The sequence below is a fragment of the Thalassospira sp. MCCC 1A03138 genome (assembly GCF_002115785.1).
Taxonomy (GTDB): domain Bacteria; phylum Pseudomonadota; class Alphaproteobacteria; order Rhodospirillales; family Thalassospiraceae; genus Thalassospira.
This window is the reverse complement of sequence record NZ_JFJY01000003.1, coordinates 288,347-303,947: the sequence shown is the minus strand read 5'-3', so window position 1 is coordinate 303,947 and position 15,601 is coordinate 288,347. Positions and strand designations below refer to the sequence as shown.

The window sequence follows — 15,601 nt, the reverse complement described above, 5'->3', positions numbered from 1 at the left end:
GCAATAACGCCGCCATCAGACTTTCGGTTCCGGAGGCCAGACGCATGTGAAGCGATGCGCATTTGACACCGCGAACATTCGTCCAAAACCATGTGATCGGGTCCCCTGAACCCGGTCACATAGACCGGAATAATCATAAAAACAGCCGTAAAGCCGCGCAACCAAGGCACTTTCCCTGAGAACGTAGCGCCACAAAAGACGGCGTTTTTTATTGATTGATTGTTCAATTAAAATACAGCATATTCCCCCAAGGTCAATTGCGAAGGGCGAAAAAGTCGCATTTGCGTCACCAGACAGGCCTAAGTCCTTCGGATCGCTTAGAATTGGATTAGTAATGCCCAAGGTTGGAATGCAGCCTGTACGCCGCAGGCAACTGATCGATGCCACGATCGAGACCATTCACCGCTTTGGTTTTGCCGATGCCACGATCAGTCGGATTGCCGGGGCGGCGGGAATGTCGTCGGGAATTATTTCGCACTATTTCGGCGGTAAAAATGCGCTTCTGGAAGCAACGATGCGGTTTTTGATGCAGGAATTGCGCAGCGATTTCCTGGACCGTGTCGCGAAGGCAAAAACACCCCACGAACGCCTTGAAGCGATTGTTGATACCAACTTCAACGAAGAACAATTCACGCCGCAGGTGATTGGTGCGTGGTTGTCTTTCTGGTCGCAGGTGCCGTTTTCCGATCCGCTGCGCCGATTGAATGCGGTCTATTTCAAGCGACTGGCATCTAATTTACGCCATGAGTTGCGCCGCCTGACAACCGATCAGCGGGCCGAAGAAATTGCTGCGGTGACTGCTGCCATGATCGATGGCATCTGGGTGCGATCCGGTTTGACGCCGGGACGAGCCAATGTCGCCGTGGCGCGCAAGATGGTGCTGGATACCATGCACCTGCATCTGGCGAGTTCGCCCGCGCGCTAGTTCAAGAGACATACACTTATAAAAGGGCTGCTCGATTCCGGTGTGGCCTGCAGGAGTTTCGACATGAGCCTTTATCAGATCCAGAACTTTATCAATGGCAAGAAAGTTGCCGGTTCAGGGGCGGAAATGGTCACGCTGAACCCCGCAACCAACGAGGTACTCGCCAAAGGTAAGGAAAGCACCGCGGCTGATGTCGATGTCGCAGTGAAGGCCGCGCGTGCCGGGTTTGAAATCTGGAAGAACATGCCTGCGGCCGAACGGGCGCGGGTTCTGTTCAAAGCGGCCCAAATCCTGCGTGATCGTAATGATGAACTGGCATTGGTCGAAACCCGTGATACGGGCCGTGCCATTCAAGAAACCGAAATCGTGGATGTGATTTCCGGTGTCGAATGTCTTGAATATTTTGCCGGTGTGGCCGGAAGCCTATCGGGCGAGCATATCGATCTTGGCGGCAATTTTGCCTATACCCGGCGCGAGGCGGTTGGTGTTTGCGGGGCAATTGGCGCGTGGAATTATCCGATCCAGATTGCCTGCTGGAAAGCGGCACCGGCATTGGCGTGCGGGAATGCGGTTGTTTACAAACCGTCCGAAGTCACGCCGCTTTCAGCGATTGCGGTGGCTGAGGCGTTGCAGGAGGCGGGGCTTCCCGATGGGGTTTACAACGTCGTCCAAGGCGCGCGTACCTGTGGTGCTGCGCTGGTTGAACATCCGGGCGTCGATAAGGTTTCCCTGACCGGTTCGGCTGAAACCGGTGCCAAGGTTGCTGCGGTTGCCGCAGGCGGCATGAAGGCCGTCACCATGGAGCTTGGTGGCAAATCGCCGATGATCGTGTTTGAAGATGCCGATCTGGATAACGCGGTATCGGGCGCGCAGATGGCGAATTTCTATTCATCCGGGCAGATTTGTTCGAACGGCACGCGCGTTTTCGCCCATGAAAGCGTTGCCGATGCCTTCATCGAAAAGCTGATTGCACGGAGCAAGCACCTTGTTCTTGGTGATCCGGAAAAACCGGAAACCCAGGTTGGTCCGATTGTGACCAAAGCGCAGTTTGAAAAGATCATGTCCTATATCGAGGCAGGCAAGGGCGAGGGCGCGAAATGCGTTCTGGGCGGTCATGCGGTGACCGAAAACATGCCCGAAGGTGGGCTGTTTGTTGCTCCGACCATTTTTACCAACTGTACCGATGACATGGCCATCGTGCGTGAGGAAATCTTTGGGCCGGTGATGTCGGTCCTGACCTTCAGGGATGAAGACGAAGTCATCAAACGTGCCAATGATACCCAGTATGGTCTGGCTGCGGGGGTCTTTACCAAGGACCTGTCGCGCGGGCACCGTGTTGTCGCGCGGCTTGAGGCAGGAACTTGCTGGATCAATACCTACAACATCACCCCGATTGAAATGCCGTTCGGCGGGGTCAAGAAATCCGGGGTGGGCCGGGAAAATGGCCGGGCCGCGATTGAGCATTATACACGGATCAAATCCGTCTATGTCGAAACCGGTGACGTCGAGGCGCCTTATTGATCACGGTTCCGAACTGTGAATGGCTGCCTGCAACCTGTTGAAGATAAGGAAAAAGCATGAATACGCCGACCACCAAGGAAAAGTATGATTACGTTATTGTCGGTTCCGGTTCCGCCGGTGCCGTTCTGGCCAGCCGTCTGACCGAGGACCCGGAAGTCAGGGTCCTGGTGGTAGAAGCAGGACCGGTTGATCATTGGTGGGACTGGCGCATCCATATGCCAACCGCACTTTCCTATCCGATGCAGTCGGAAACCTATAATTGGGCCTATTGGACAACGCCACAGGCAAACCTGAACAACCGCCAGATGGAAACGCCGCGCGGGCGTGTTTTCGGTGGTTCCAGTTCGATCAACGGCATGGCCTATGTTCGTGGTCATGCACTTGATTACAATCGTTGGGCGGAACAGGATGCGGCGCTGAAAGAATGGGATTATGCGCGGTGCCTGCCGTATTTCCGCAAGGCCGATACACGCAACGAAGACACCAATGGTGACGAATATCATGGCGGAGACGGCCCGCTGCATGTCACCACGGGGGCTTGCAAAAACCCGTTGCACAAGGCGTGGATCAAGGCCGGTCAGGAAGCCGGTTATGAATTTACCCCCGATCAGAATGGCTATCGCCAGGAAGGTTTGGGGACGATGGATATGACGGTTTACAAGGGGCGTCGCTGGTCAACCGCGCGGGCCTATTTGCATCCGGCAATGAAACGTACGAATTTGACAGTTTATGACAAGGCATTGGCGCAGCGCGTTGTTTTTGATGGAAAACGGGCCGTCGGACTTGATTTCACCCATCGTGGGGAACTTAAGCGCGCGACCGTTGATCGCGAGGTGATCATTTCGGCTGGATCGATCAATTCGCCAAAAATTTTGATGTTGTCGGGGGTTGGTCCGGCCGCACATTTGCGCGAACACGGGATTGATGTGGTTGCCGATCTCCCCGGTGTTGGTGAAAACCTTCAGGACCATCTGGAACTTTACGTCCAGATGGAATGCACCCAGCCGATCAGTCTGAACAGCAAGCTTGATCCTTGGAACAAATTCAAGATCGGGTTGGAATGGTATCTTTTCAAAACCGGGCTTGGTGCGACCAACCATTTTGAAGCCGGTGGGTTTATCCGGTCAAAAGCGGGTGTTCAGCATCCTGACCTTCAATATCACTTTATACCGGCTGCGATTAACTATAACGGATCCAAAGCCGCCGAAAAGGACGGTTTCCAGGCGCATGTCGGTCCGATGCGGTCCAAGTCACGCGGGACAGTCCGGTTGGCATCAAGCGATCCGGCAAAGCGCCCGATTGTTGATCCCAACTATATGAGCCATCCGGAAGATTGGGAAGAAATGCGCGCATCCGTGCGTCTGACCCGCGAGATTTTCGCACAGGATGCCTTCAAGGACCTGCGCGGTATTGAAATTTCGCCGGGCAGGGACATCCAGACCGATGATGAAATCAATGCATGGGTCGCCGATCACGCCGAAAGTGCCTATCACCCGTCCTGTTCGTGCAAGATGGGCAGCGACGATATGGCCGTGGTGGATGAAAAAACGCGCGTGCATGGTATCGAAGGCCTGCGTGTGGTGGACAGTTCTATCATGCCGACAATCGCATCGGGCAATTTGAATGCCCCGACCATCATGATCGGGGAAAAGGCAGCAGATATCATTCGCGGACGCGATCCGTTGCCACCATCAAATGCGCCATATTTCGTCCATCCTGAATGGGAAACCAAACAGCGTTGATTTCGATTATCCCCGGTCTTTGATCTTTCAGGATCGGGGATTTTTGTTTCGGTGATTGCTTTCGTTCATCTGGCGGGTGATCATCGCGGAAATCATATGCAATTTTCCCGGATTGCCCCGCCATGCAAGAAATCAGCCTGCTTAATTCCGTGATCGGCCCCGTGATGCGCGGTCCGTCAAGTTCCCATTGCGCAGCGCCTTATATGATGGCGAAGGTCGCACGCGAGTTGTCATGCAGCGATGGCGAGGTCTTGAAACAGGCCATTGTCCGGTTTGATCCACGCGGATCATTCGCGCCAGTATATCAGGCCCAAAGCTCGGACGAGAATTTTGCTGCCGGTTTCGCCGGGGCAGCACTGACGGATGCGGATTATCGCGACATTTTGCCGCGTGTGATGCGCGGCGAGGGATTTCTGTTTAGTGTTGAAATCATTGAACTTGAAAACAACAACCATCCCAACCGTGTTGATCTTGAACTAACCGTAACCGACCGGAATGGCACGGAACGCATCGATCTTTATGCCGGTGCATCGGTTGGCGGCGGGATGTACTACATCGATGCGATGAATGGCGAACCGGTCTTTCTAACAGGCAAAACCGCAAGCGTGTTTGTCTGGGGCTCTGATATCGGCGCGCGGTCGGATGATATTGCCGCCGGGCTTGTTGAGAATGGCAACAGGTTGCTCGGCATATCGGTAGACCCGGACCATGACCGCTGCGAAATTGCCTTGCAGGCCTTGCCTGATACAAAGTTGATAGCCTCTTTGCGTGATCAGGACGGTATCAAAAACGTTCGGTTCGCGGCGGCCTCGCAATATCCGGTGTGTGCGACTGACGATCTGTTTTCGACCAGTGATGCGGTGATCAACGTGGCCGAACAACAGGGTGGATCGCTTGCCGAGGCGGGGCTTGTTCTGGAAGCCAGGCGTCTTGGTCTGTCTCATGATGCAACGCGTGAACTTTTCCGCGAACGGTGCGAATTGATGTTGCGCGTGGTGGCAGAAGGATTTGATGCCAAACCCGAAGACAATGTGATGCGGTTTTTAACTCTTCGCGCACGCAAGGTCCGGGACGCCAATCTGCCTGCTGGGCTCGGCGGGGCGGTTTTGCAGGACGCGATTGCAGGCGCCCTTTCGGCGATGGAACGGGATTCCAATCGTGGACTGGTTTGTGCCGCACCAACCGCGGGCAGTGCCGGTGTGGTTCCGGGGACGCTGTATGGCCTGATCCGGCATGGCATTGATCTGGATGGGGCGACGGATGCGTTGCAGGTGATGGCGCTGGTGGGGGCTGTGTTTGCTGCACGCGGCACATTTGCTGCGGAATGTGGTGGCTGTTCGGTAGAAACGGGGGCGTCGGCGGCAATGGCGGCCGCGGGGGTGGCTCAGGCATTTGGCGGAACACCTGTGCAATGTTTTGACGCGGCAAGCATGTGTTTGATGAATACGCTGGGCCTTGTGTGTGATCCGGTTGGCGGGGATGTTGAAATTCCGTGCCATGCGCGTAATATCGCCGGGGTGTCGCACGCCTTTTCATCGGCGATGGCGGTTCTTGCCGGGTTTGATGCCGTATTGGGATATGACGAACTGGTCGATCAGACGGTTAAAATCGGCGCAATGATGCATCCGGATTTACGTTGCACGGCACGTGGTGGATGTGCGGCCACCAAAACCGCCCTTAGGATGGTTGAGGCGGTAACGCAGGCGCGCTGAATGACCCATATAAACCGGTTTTTGCGCAATCCTTTGTTCTGCATGTTGCCTGTTTTTGCATAATCGGTGAAAAGCATTCAGAAAGGCCGGTTTTAGCCAGTTTTCCCTTGATGGTCCGATCAATTCCGGCACCATGAGGGGATTATAAATCTCAAGATAACCAATCCGAGGCATCGCGTGTTTACCCCAAACTTCCTGACCGCAAATGACAAGTCCGGTGCATATCCGTCGTCCTATTACGCGGCGACGGCAAACAAGACCGAACCCTTTGTCGAACTGGAGGGGGATAAGGCTTGTGATGTCGTTGTTGTGGGTGGCGGGTTTACCGGTTTGTCATCGGCACTTCATCTGGCGGAACGCGGATACAGTGTTGTGTTACTTGAAGCGCATCGGGTTGGTTGGGGTGCATCAGGACGCAATGGCGGACAGGTTGGATCGGGGCAGCGCCGCGAGCAGGACGACCTTGAAAAAATGGTCGGTCGCGAAGACGCCAGAAAGCTTTGGGATATTGCCGAGCAATCCAAGGACATCGTCAAAAGCCTGATCACCAATCATGAGATCAAATGTGACTGGAAACCGGGCATTCTGCATGCAGATCATCGCGAACGATTTGTTGCAGGCACGCACGAATATGCCGAAAAGCTCCGAACCGAATACGGTTATGAAGCCATTCGTGCCGTTGACCGGGATGAAATCCGCGACATGCTGGGGTCGGAATTTTATCATGGCGGGTCGCTTGATATGGAAGCAGGGCATCTTCATCCGCTGAACTTCGCGCTTGGGCTTGCGGATGCGGCACGTGCTGCCGGGGCGCAGATTTTTGAAAATGCGACGGTTACAGGCTATGACAATGACAAAAAGGTTGTTGTCAAAACGGCATCAGGCCATCGGGTAACGGCGGATATGATGGTGCTGGGCTGCAACGGGTATCTTGACGGGCTCGAAGACCGGGTTGCCAGACGGGTGATGCCGATCAACAATTTCGTTATCGCGACCGAGCCATTGGGCGATGATCTGGCGCGGGAATTGATCCGCGATGATGTTGCCGTTGCGGATTCAAAATTCGTGATCAATTATTATCGTCTGTCGGCCGATAAACGGATGCTGTTTGGCGGCGGGGAGACATATAGCTATCACTTCCCCAAGGATATCAAATCCTTTGTCGCACCCCATATGCTGGAAGTTTATCCGCAGCTTAAAGACGTTAAAATCGATTATGGCTGGGGCGGGACGCTTGCGATTACGATGAACCGTATGCCGTTCTTCCGCAAGATTGAGAACCGTGTTTTTACCGCGACCGGTTATTCCGGGCACGGGGTGGCAATGGCGACACTGGCGGGGCAGATCATGGCCGATGCCGTATCGGGCACGATGGAGCGGTTTGATGTGATGTCAAATATCAGCATTCCCAGCTTTCCGGGCGGGAAGGCATTGCGCTATCCATTCCTGGTGCTTGCCATGACCTGGTATTCAATCCGCGACAGGCTGTAAAATTTCAGGATGCTTCGGCTGATGCTTGTGCGCTGCCGCTCGTCACGCCACTTGCGGCAAGGCGGGCCTTGGTCTTCTGCCAGATGGCGGGATTGACCGCTAAAATACCTGCGTCGGTAAATGATACGTCATATCCGCGATTAATGGCTGCCTGCATCGTTGCTTTGACACAGTAATTGCCATCCAGACCGACGATTTGCAGTCTGCCGACTTTCTGGCGTTCCAGAACGCGTTCGAGTTCCGGTGCGGTAAAGGCATCGGCACGGGCCTTTGTGATATCGTGGTCGATATCACCGTTCAGGCGGGAATCAAGATCAAGGCCAGCTGATTTCGGGCTTCCGCGCCCCTTGTTCAACAGCTTCACCAGAAGATTGATGTACCAACCCTTGAATATCTGACGAACCGAGATCACCGGTTGGCCGGTTTCGTTGGCAATTTCAACAAGTTCATTGATTGCGGAAATCGTTTTTTCGACCATGGCCGGGTCATAGGCATTTTTGCCCGTGGCCAGCGTAAAATCTTCTTGCAGATCAATGATGACAAGGGCGCTGTTGGGGCGTTGCGAAAAGTCTATTTTCTTGCCCTTTGTCGGGTTCAGATGACGCTTGTGGCCATAAATCGTATAGGTAATCAGGGCTAGAATGATGACTGCTCCGATGCCAATCCAAAGCCACATATCGTCTTTCTCCGCTGTCGTCCGTTCGTCCGTCGTACTTTGCAATCGGTCTGGCACATAGCAATCTTGCAGGGCTGCGAATATAAGCCCTTGTGATTTGCCAGTTCAGTGCGCGTGAAGATTGCCCCCGTTTAGAAATAACACGTAACAATATTTTGTTCGGAGCAGGACAATGTTGTCAACATGTCGGTCTTAAGAAAGCGGATAAAAAGTTTTGCAGTGTGCTGATTGCTATGAATTCTGGCCTATTTCGGGGACCATGCCGAAACCGGATCGTAACGTTCGCCTTTACCCAGAATGACACCATTGTGCGCAGCGATCCCGATTTCGAAACTTGATGCAATCCGAAGGGCGCGTTCCATGAAATGGCGCGCGGCGGCTGTTTCACAGTATTCTGAAAGTGTTTCGGCAAACAATTCCAGCCAGCGATCAAAATGGTTCCGGTCGATCCTGAGCGTCAGGTGCTTTTGCATCGGACGGCCGTCATAGGCACCACTGGCAAGTGCCACAGATGCCCAGAACATGCACATCCGTTCCAGATGGTGATCCCAATCCGTAATTTTTTCCGCGAATACCGGGCCCAGCATCGCGTCATCGCGCACTTTTGCGTAAAAGCCATGCACGATATTTTTGATCATGTCGTGATCAATGCCGGTTTCCTCGTGGATTTTCCGGGTCGCGATTTCACGGCGTTCTTTGATTTCGGCAAGGGTCGGTTGATCTGACATGGTCGTCTCGTGCTCGATAAGGATTGATTCGGGCAATAGCGCAAAGGCCGGAGCCGTGACATGACATAGGTCAGTTCGCCCGATTACGCAAACTCGTCACGCAAACCATAATATCGATAGGCAAGGCTGCGACCGATCCGGCGGAACCGTGCCAGCGGGAAACGATCAGGCGGTGTACCCATGATCGCGCCGATGTCATCCGGGCCCTTGATACCAAGGATTTGCTGACCCAGCATTTTTCCAGCCAGACTTCCAAGTGCGACGCCATTGCCATGCCATGCAAGCCCGGTCCAGACATCCCGATGTCCTGGAACCCGTCCCACATAGGGGCGGAACGACTGTGACAGACAGGCAAGCCCATTCCAGTGGTGGGTGATTTCAACATCCTTCCACGCCGGGAACATCCGGTGAAAATGCGACAACAGGTGCCGTTTTGCGGCATCAAAGGCCGTCGGGGTTGCCGTGATACCGCCACGTCCACCAAACATGAAGCGATTGTCGGGAAGTTTGCGGAAATAGTGCAGCAAAGTGCGGCTATCAAATGCCATCAGATCGCTGGTCCAGCCTTGGGCGGCCAGTTCATCATCACTCATCGGACGTGTGACAAGAATACCAGAAAACACGGGCATTAATCGCCCTCCGATCCAGTCGGGCAGGTTTTCGGCACTGTAGCCGTTGGTGGCGACGATGACCTTTTTCGCCGAAATTCGCACATTTTCGCAGGTCAGGATGTAGCCGTCCCCGGTGTCTTGAAGGTCTTCTATGGCCGCCTGTTCGAATATCCGAACACCTTTGGTCGTGCAGGTGCGGTGCAATCCGGCAAGATATTTTAACGGATGTAGTCCAAAGCCCTGTTTGACATGCAATCCGGCATGGGTTTCCCTTGCATCAAGGCCGCGTTCACAAAGCTGGTCCTTCGTCAGGAATTCGGTTTCGATACCGGGGAAATGGGCATTTTCGGCTGCCTCTTCACGCAATTCTTTCACGCGGTTGGCCTTGTGCGCCAGTATGACTTCGCCGTCCGAATGACGATCCGCATCAACATTCCACTCTTCAAGCCGTGATGCGACAAGGTCGATTGCAGCACGCTGAAGCTTGGCAAAATGGCGTGTTTGGTTATCACCAAACTGCTTGGCAAGCTGGGCATAGCTTTTGCCGCTTCCGCCCATGCAGCAAAATCCGCCATTGCGCCCCGATGCGCCCCAGCCAGAACGCCCGGCATCAAACACGGCAACATCAACACCATTTTCGGCCAGTTCCAACGCAGCCGACAGCCCGGTATAGCCGCCACCGATGATCGCAACATCGGCCGTGACCGTGCCATCCTCGGGGAGGTGATCACAGTCGGGCAGGGTGGCGGCACTGAGAGCCCAGAAGCTTTGGGGCATGCTATTGGTTTGATAGGCCGCAGGTTGATAAAGGCGTTTAAGCATGGCGGACTCTTTAGAGATGGCGCGTCTAAGCGGTGTTCTGGGGGGAAATGATAAACACCCGGCGGATGATATATCGCGCCGGGTGTTTGTGTAATGTCTTGATTTAAATCGGAACTTACATTTTTCCGATTTTTTTGGCTGTCGCATCAAAAGCGGCACGGGCTCGTTTGACCAATTCATCAACTTCGCCGTGCGTGATGCAAAGCGGCGGCGAGGCCACCATGCGATCACCGCAGGCCCGCATTATAACGCCATTTTCCACACAGGCATCACGGCAGATGGTACCGACCGTGCCCGGTTTATCGAACGGTTTGCGCGTTGCCTTGTTTTCTACCAGCGGAATACCGGCAATCAGGCCGACGGTTTCAACGGCCCCGACCAGCGGATGATCGGCTAGGGTTTTGAGCTTTTCGGCAAAATACGGACCGATATCATCGCGAACACGTTCAACCAGTTTTTCATCACGAATGATGCGGATGTTTTCCAATGCCACGGCTGCTGCTGCCGGGTGGCCGGAATAGGTAAACCCGTGGGTGAACTCGCCGCATTCATTGATCAGGACATCAGCAACTCGTTCGCCGACCATGACAGCCGAAATCGGAAGGTAACCCGACGACATGCCCTTTGCCATCGGCATCAGGTCCGGCTTGATATCGAACGTGTCCGACCCAAACCAGTTACCAGTGCGGCCAAAGCCGCAAATAACCTCGTCAGCAATCAAAAGGATATCGTATTTTTTGCAGATGCGTTGAATTTCCGGCCAGTAGGTTGACGGCGGAATGATCACGCCACCGGCCCCTTGGATTGGCTCACCAATGAAGGCACCGACGCGATCAGCACCGAGTTCTTCGATTTTTTCTTCGAGCTTGCGCGCCGTAATCAACCCGAATTCTTCGGGGGTGTGATTGCCGCCTTCACCATACCAGTATGGCTGATCGATATGAGCGACATCCGGCAGAAGCGGCCCGCCCTGAGAATGCATGCCCGCCATGCCGCCAAGCGACGCCCCGGCAATGGTCGAGCCGTGATAGGCGTTTTTGCGGCTGATGATAAAGGTGCGTTCCGGCTGACCTTTAAGCTTCCAGTACTGGCGGACCATGCGAACAACCGTGTCGTTCGCTTCCGAGCCGGAATTTGCATAAAAAACATGGTTTAATCCGTCCGGCGTGATTTCGGCGAGAACCTTTGAAAGCTCGATCGCAGGCGTGTTCGCGCACTGGAAGAAGTTGTTGTAGTAGGGCAGTTCAAGCATCTGATTATAGGCGGCGTCGGCAAGTTCCTTGCGGCCATAGCCGACATTGACGCACCAAAGGCCTGCCATGCCATCCAGATATTGTTTGCCGTGCGAATCTTCGATGAACACACCTTTGGCGCGTGTAATCACGCGTGTGCCGCGGCTGTTCAGATCCGCTGTATCGGTAAACGGATGAATATGGTGCTGCTGATCGATATCCTGCCAATAGGCGGTTTTGTCGAAATTATTCATAACGTCTCCTGACAGCGATACTTGCCTGTTTTGTGCGATATGTTGAACATCTCGGATAAGTGTTCGTTTTTTTGAACACCTTTGCAAGGGGAAATTTTATGAAACAAATTTGTCGTCCTGGAGCCAAATTTGATATGGGCTGGTTGTTTCAAACCATTCTTAATATCCATGGGAACCGCGTCAGGGATTTATTTTGCACTGCATTATTTGCACGATATATCGAACGAGGGGCTTGACCGCAATCATTGGGCGGGGCACGATGAAAAGGTGAAATAAATAGGCTTTTCTGGGAGTATTAGACGATGAACAAGTCGTTCGTCGAAGACAGTAGGGCGGAAGCTCAACGATTCTTTGAAGCAAATCCGGATATAGAACTTGTCGAATTACTCATTCCTGACGTGAATGGGGTGTTCCGGGGCAAGCGAATCAGCAAGCAGAAGTTTCTCAAAAGCTTCCATGAAGGCATCAATATGCCGGGTTCTGTGTGTCTGGTGGATATCACCGGCGACAACCCGGAAGGTACCGGCATGCTTTGGTCCAGTGGTGATCAGGACAATATCGCCAAGCCAATCCCGGGAACCCTGCATGCGGTTCCGTATGGTGAACTGCCGTTGGCCCAGGTCATGATGAGCCTGTATAATCTGGACGGTACAAAATTCTTTGCCGATCCGCGCAACGTTTTGCAGGCGGTTGTGGATCGTCTGGCAGCGGATGGTTTCTATCCGACCGTGGCGCTGGAACTTGAATTCTATCTTGCCGATCAGAACGAACAAACTGCCGCACCCTTGCCACCCGCACCGCTTGGCGGCGGGATCGCGTCGGATGGTGTGCAGGTCTATGGCCTGCAACAGATCGAGGATTTCGAAAAAGTCCTTCATGACGCGGTTGCCGAACTGAACCGTCAGGGCATTCCGGCCGATACAATTGTTGCCGAAGCAGGCCCCGGCCAGTTCGAGATCAATCTGGGGCATGTGAATGACCCGATGCAGGCGGCTGATCACGCCATGCAGCTTAAGCGCGTTGTCAAAGGCATTGCCTGGGATCACGGCGTGACCGCAACATTCATGGCCAAGCCGTATTCCGATCAGGCGGGCAACGGATTGCATGTTCATGTGTCCCTGCGTGACAAGGAAGGCAAGAACGTCCTTTCCCCCAAGGGGGACGAGGATGTTTCCGACCTGCTGTTGCACGCGATTGGCGGTTTGCAGGCGTCAATGTTTGAAAGCATGGCGATTTTTGCGCCCAACCCGAATTCCTATCGCCGGTTCCAGAACAAGGCCTATGCGCCGATGTCTCCGAACTGGGGGCTCAATAACCGTACCGTGGCACTTCGCATTCCGGCAGGCGGCCCGGAAGCGGCCCGCATCGAACATCGTGTGTCGGGCGCGGATGCCAACCCGTATCTGGTTCTGGCCTGTGTTTTGGCAGGCATGCATTACGGCATGAAGAACAAGCTTGATCCGGGTGATCCGATTGTCGGCAACGGCTATGAGCAGCATGGCGGGCGGATCGTGCCGCGCAGCATGATTTCGGCACTCGACCGATTTGTCGAAGGTGACATCGTCAAGGACTATCTGGGCGAGCGGTTTGTCGAGGTTTTCGATATCTGCCGACGTTCCGAATATGACGAATTCTTTTCCGAGGTCACGCCGCTTGAGTACCGTTGGTATCTTGACGCGGTATAACGCCACTTTTGCAAAATGGTCGCCGACAAGAGCGGCCGACAGGGAAGAGACCGGATGTCACAAAAGGTTGGGGATCGCCTGAAAGCAGTACGTACCATGTACGGGCTATCCCAGCGTGAACTGGCGCGCCGCGCCGGTGTCACCAACAGCACGATATCGACGATTGAACAGAACCGGGTCAGCCCGTCGGTTGATAGTCTGGCCAAGGTTCTGGCGGGTATCCCCATGAGCCTGATCAACTTCTTTACGATTGATCTGGAAAACGGCGAAGAGATTTTCTTTCGCAAGGAAGATCTCGTCGAACTTTCCGATGGCACCATGTCGATGCGTCTTGTCGGCGCAACACGCAAGGACCGCAATCTGCGCGTCCTTCATGAAATTTATCCGCCCGGCGGTGACACCGGCGACAATCTGATCGTCCAGAAGGGCGAGGAAGCCGGTGTTGTTGTTCGTGGCAAGCTTGAAGTTACAGTGGGCGAACGTGTTCGTGTTCTGGGACCCGGGGATGCATATTATTTCAATGCCGAAATCCCGCACCGGTTCCGAAATGCTGGTGACACGGAATGCGAAGTCGTCAGTGCCGCAACACCGCCGTCATACTGATTGCACAATCATCATGTTTGAATATCGCGCGGAACAAACAGAACGCGCGACCCGTCAGGAGGATTTCCGATGACAAACCAGTTGAATTTCGAACAGCTGAGCGCACAGGCCGCCAGCCTGACGATCCGTAACAAGGCCTTTATCAATGGGACTTATGTCGATGCGGCATCGGGTAAAACGTTTGATTGCATCAGCCCGCGCGACGGCAAGATTTTGACCAAGGTCGCCGAATGCGACGGTGAAGACGTCAATCGCGCGGTGGCATCGGCCCGTGCGGTCTTTGAAAAAGGCAGCTGGTCGGAAGCATCGCCGGGCAAGCGCAAGGCCGTGATGATGAAGTTTGCCGATCTGATGGAAAAGCATGCTGCCGAACTGGCGCTGCTTGAAAGTCTTGATATGGGTAAGCCCATCAGCTTGGCAGCCGGTGATGACATCCCGTTGTCCTATAAATGCATTCGCTGGTATGCCGAGGCGATTGATAAGATTTATGACGAAATTTCACCTGGCGAAGCGCGCGCAATCGGCATGATCACGCGTGAACCGCTGGGCGTCGTAGCGGCAGTCGTGCCATGGAACTTCCCGCTGATGATGGCGGTTTGGAAGCTTGGCCCGGCATTGGCGATGGGGAACTCGATCATTCTCAAACCTGCCGAACAGTCGCCACTGACCGCGATCCGTGTTGGGGAGCTGGCGGTCGAGGCGGGCATTCCGGCTGGTGTTCTGAACGTTCTGCCGGGCTTTGGCCCGACGGCGGGCAAGGCACTTGGCCTGCATCCGGATGTCGATTGCGTGACCTTTACCGGGTCGGGCGAGGTGGGCAAACTGTTCCTGCAATATTCCGGTCAGTCGAACATGAAACGCGTCTGGCTGGAATGCGGTGGCAAAAGCCCCAATATCGTTCTGGCCGATTGCCCCGATATGGACGCGGCAGCAGAAGCCGCAGCAGGCGGCATTTTCTATAACCAGGGCGAAGTTTGCACAGCCGGTTCGCGCCTGATTGTCGAAGAAAGCATCAAGGATGAGTTCATCGAGAAAGTGGTAGCAGCAGGCCGCAAAATGCAGCCGGGTGACCCCCTGGACCCGAACAGTCAGATGGGCGCGATTGTCGATGAAAATCAGATGAACCGCGTTCTGGGCTATATCGAGAAGGGGGCGGCAGAAGGGGCAAAACTTTGCACGGGTGGCAAGCGCGCACGTACCGAGTCCGGTGGATATTATGTCGAGCCGACCGTTTTTGACGCGGTCAAAAACGACATGACAATCGCCAAGGAAGAAATCTTTGGCCCGGTTTTGTCGGTGATTTCGGTCAAGGATTGGAAAGAGGCTGTTCAGACGGCGAATGATACGCCATATGGACTTGCCGCAGCCGTATGGACGCGCGATATCAACAAGGCCCATCTGGCGGCTAAAAAGCTGCGTGCCGGTCTTGTCTGGGTCAATTGCTGGGACGGTGGATCCATAACCATGCCGTTTGGCGGTTACAAGCAATCGGGCACCGGTCGCGACCGTTCGCTGCATGCGATGGACAAATATTGTGAAATCAAGTCGACCTGGATTGCACTGGGCGACGTCTGAGGTTCGGAAAGGACAAGGGGACGA

The 15,601-nt window shown here is 54.4% G+C and carries 12 protein-coding genes; 8 read left to right on the top strand and 4 right to left on the bottom strand.

Features of this window, described 5'->3' with window-relative positions; translation table 11 throughout:
• Window positions 1-334 precede the first annotated feature (334 nt).
• The 5 genes from betI to TH468_RS09200 all read left to right on the top strand — a co-directional run bounded on the left by betI (window position 335) and on the right by TH468_RS09200 (window position 7,391).
• The gene (betI, locus tag TH468_RS09220; RefSeq protein WP_062953117.1) at window positions 335-925 is read left to right on the top strand and encodes a transcriptional regulator BetI; all 591 of its coding nucleotides are present in this window, start codon (window positions 335-337) and stop codon (window positions 923-925) included.
• Between the two features lie 63 nt (window positions 926-988).
• Window positions 989-2,446 (top strand): betaine-aldehyde dehydrogenase, encoded by a 1,458-nt coding sequence (betB, locus tag TH468_RS09215; protein ID WP_085643447.1) that lies wholly within the window; start codon window positions 989-991, stop codon window positions 2,444-2,446.
• A gap of 56 nt (window positions 2,447-2,502) precedes the next feature.
• The gene (gene betA, locus TH468_RS09210; RefSeq protein ID WP_085643445.1) at window positions 2,503-4,188 is read left to right on the top strand and encodes a choline dehydrogenase; all 1,686 of its coding nucleotides are present in this window, start codon (window positions 2,503-2,505) and stop codon (window positions 4,186-4,188) included.
• A 122-nt stretch (window positions 4,189-4,310) separates the two neighbouring features.
• The gene (locus TH468_RS09205) at window positions 4,311-5,900 is read left to right on the top strand and encodes an L-serine ammonia-lyase, iron-sulfur-dependent, subunit alpha (protein ID WP_085643443.1); all 1,590 of its coding nucleotides are present in this window, start codon (window positions 4,311-4,313) and stop codon (window positions 5,898-5,900) included.
• Between the two features lie 177 nt (window positions 5,901-6,077).
• On the top strand, window positions 6,078-7,391 hold the full coding sequence (locus TH468_RS09200; protein ID WP_085643441.1) for an FAD-binding oxidoreductase: 1,314 nt from the start codon (window positions 6,078-6,080) through the stop codon (window positions 7,389-7,391).
• A gap of 4 nt (window positions 7,392-7,395) precedes the next feature.
• On the opposite strand, the gene TH468_RS09195 is transcribed toward TH468_RS09200, so the two are convergent.
• The 4 genes from TH468_RS09195 to TH468_RS09180 form a co-directional block, all read right to left on the bottom strand.
• A complete protein-coding gene (locus tag TH468_RS09195) occupies window positions 7,396-8,067 on the bottom strand; it encodes a cysteine hydrolase family protein (RefSeq protein ID WP_085643439.1) in 672 nt (223 codons plus the stop codon).
• Window positions 8,068-8,312: 245 nt separating this feature from the next.
• Window positions 8,313-8,795: a group III truncated hemoglobin gene (locus TH468_RS09190; protein ID WP_085643437.1), complete on the bottom strand. Its 483-nt coding sequence runs from the start codon at window positions 8,793-8,795 to the stop codon at window positions 8,313-8,315.
• Window positions 8,796-8,878: 83 nt separating this feature from the next.
• On the bottom strand, window positions 8,879-10,228 hold the full coding sequence (locus TH468_RS09185; protein ID WP_085643435.1) for an FAD-binding oxidoreductase: 1,350 nt from the start codon (window positions 10,226-10,228) through the stop codon (window positions 8,879-8,881).
• Window positions 10,229-10,343: 115 nt separating this feature from the next.
• Window positions 10,344-11,714 (bottom strand): aspartate aminotransferase family protein, encoded by a 1,371-nt coding sequence (locus tag TH468_RS09180; RefSeq protein ID WP_085643433.1) that lies wholly within the window; start codon window positions 11,712-11,714, stop codon window positions 10,344-10,346.
• Window positions 11,715-12,016: 302 nt separating this feature from the next.
• Between TH468_RS09180 and TH468_RS09175 the strand changes: the two genes are divergently transcribed.
• The 3 genes from TH468_RS09175 to TH468_RS09165 all read left to right on the top strand — a co-directional run bounded on the left by TH468_RS09175 (window position 12,017) and on the right by TH468_RS09165 (window position 15,577).
• Window positions 12,017-13,399: a glutamine synthetase family protein gene (locus TH468_RS09175; protein ID WP_085643431.1), complete on the top strand. Its 1,383-nt coding sequence runs from the start codon at window positions 12,017-12,019 to the stop codon at window positions 13,397-13,399.
• A 54-nt stretch (window positions 13,400-13,453) separates the two neighbouring features.
• Window positions 13,454-14,002, top strand: coding sequence for a cupin domain-containing protein (locus TH468_RS09170; RefSeq protein ID WP_062953127.1), 549 nt, complete (start codon window positions 13,454-13,456; stop codon window positions 14,000-14,002).
• A 69-nt stretch (window positions 14,003-14,071) separates the two neighbouring features.
• Window positions 14,072-15,577 carry an aldehyde dehydrogenase gene (locus tag TH468_RS09165; protein WP_085643429.1) on the top strand — a complete coding sequence of 502 codons (1,506 nt, stop codon included), beginning with the start codon at window positions 14,072-14,074 and terminating at the stop codon, window positions 15,575-15,577.
• The last annotated feature ends 24 nt before the right edge of the window (window positions 15,578-15,601 follow it).

Bases quoted from the DNA above. Each gene is read 5' to 3' on its own strand.
- betI (WP_062953117.1), top strand. From the start codon at position 335: ATGCCCAAGGTTGGAATGCAGCCTGTACGCCGCAGGCAACTGATCGAT.
- betB (WP_085643447.1), top strand. From the start codon at position 989: ATGAGCCTTTATCAGATCCAGAACTTTATCAATGGCAAGAAAGTTGCC.
- betA (WP_085643445.1), top strand. From the start codon at position 2,503: ATGAATACGCCGACCACCAAGGAAAAGTATGATTACGTTATTGTCGGT.
- TH468_RS09205 (WP_085643443.1), top strand. From the start codon at position 4,311: ATGCAAGAAATCAGCCTGCTTAATTCCGTGATCGGCCCCGTGATGCGC.
- TH468_RS09195 (WP_085643439.1), bottom strand. From the start codon at position 8,067: ATGTGGCTTTGGATTGGCATCGGAGCAGTCATCATTCTAGCCCTGATT.
- TH468_RS09190 (WP_085643437.1), bottom strand. From the start codon at position 8,795: ATGTCAGATCAACCGACCCTTGCCGAAATCAAAGAACGCCGTGAAATC.
- TH468_RS09185 (WP_085643435.1), bottom strand. From the start codon at position 10,228: ATGCTTAAACGCCTTTATCAACCTGCGGCCTATCAAACCAATAGCATG.
- TH468_RS09180 (WP_085643433.1), bottom strand. From the start codon at position 11,714: ATGAATAATTTCGACAAAACCGCCTATTGGCAGGATATCGATCAGCAG.
- TH468_RS09175 (WP_085643431.1), top strand. From the start codon at position 12,017: ATGAACAAGTCGTTCGTCGAAGACAGTAGGGCGGAAGCTCAACGATTC.
- TH468_RS09170 (WP_062953127.1), top strand. From the start codon at position 13,454: ATGTCACAAAAGGTTGGGGATCGCCTGAAAGCAGTACGTACCATGTAC.
- TH468_RS09165 (WP_085643429.1), top strand. From the start codon at position 14,072: ATGACAAACCAGTTGAATTTCGAACAGCTGAGCGCACAGGCCGCCAGC.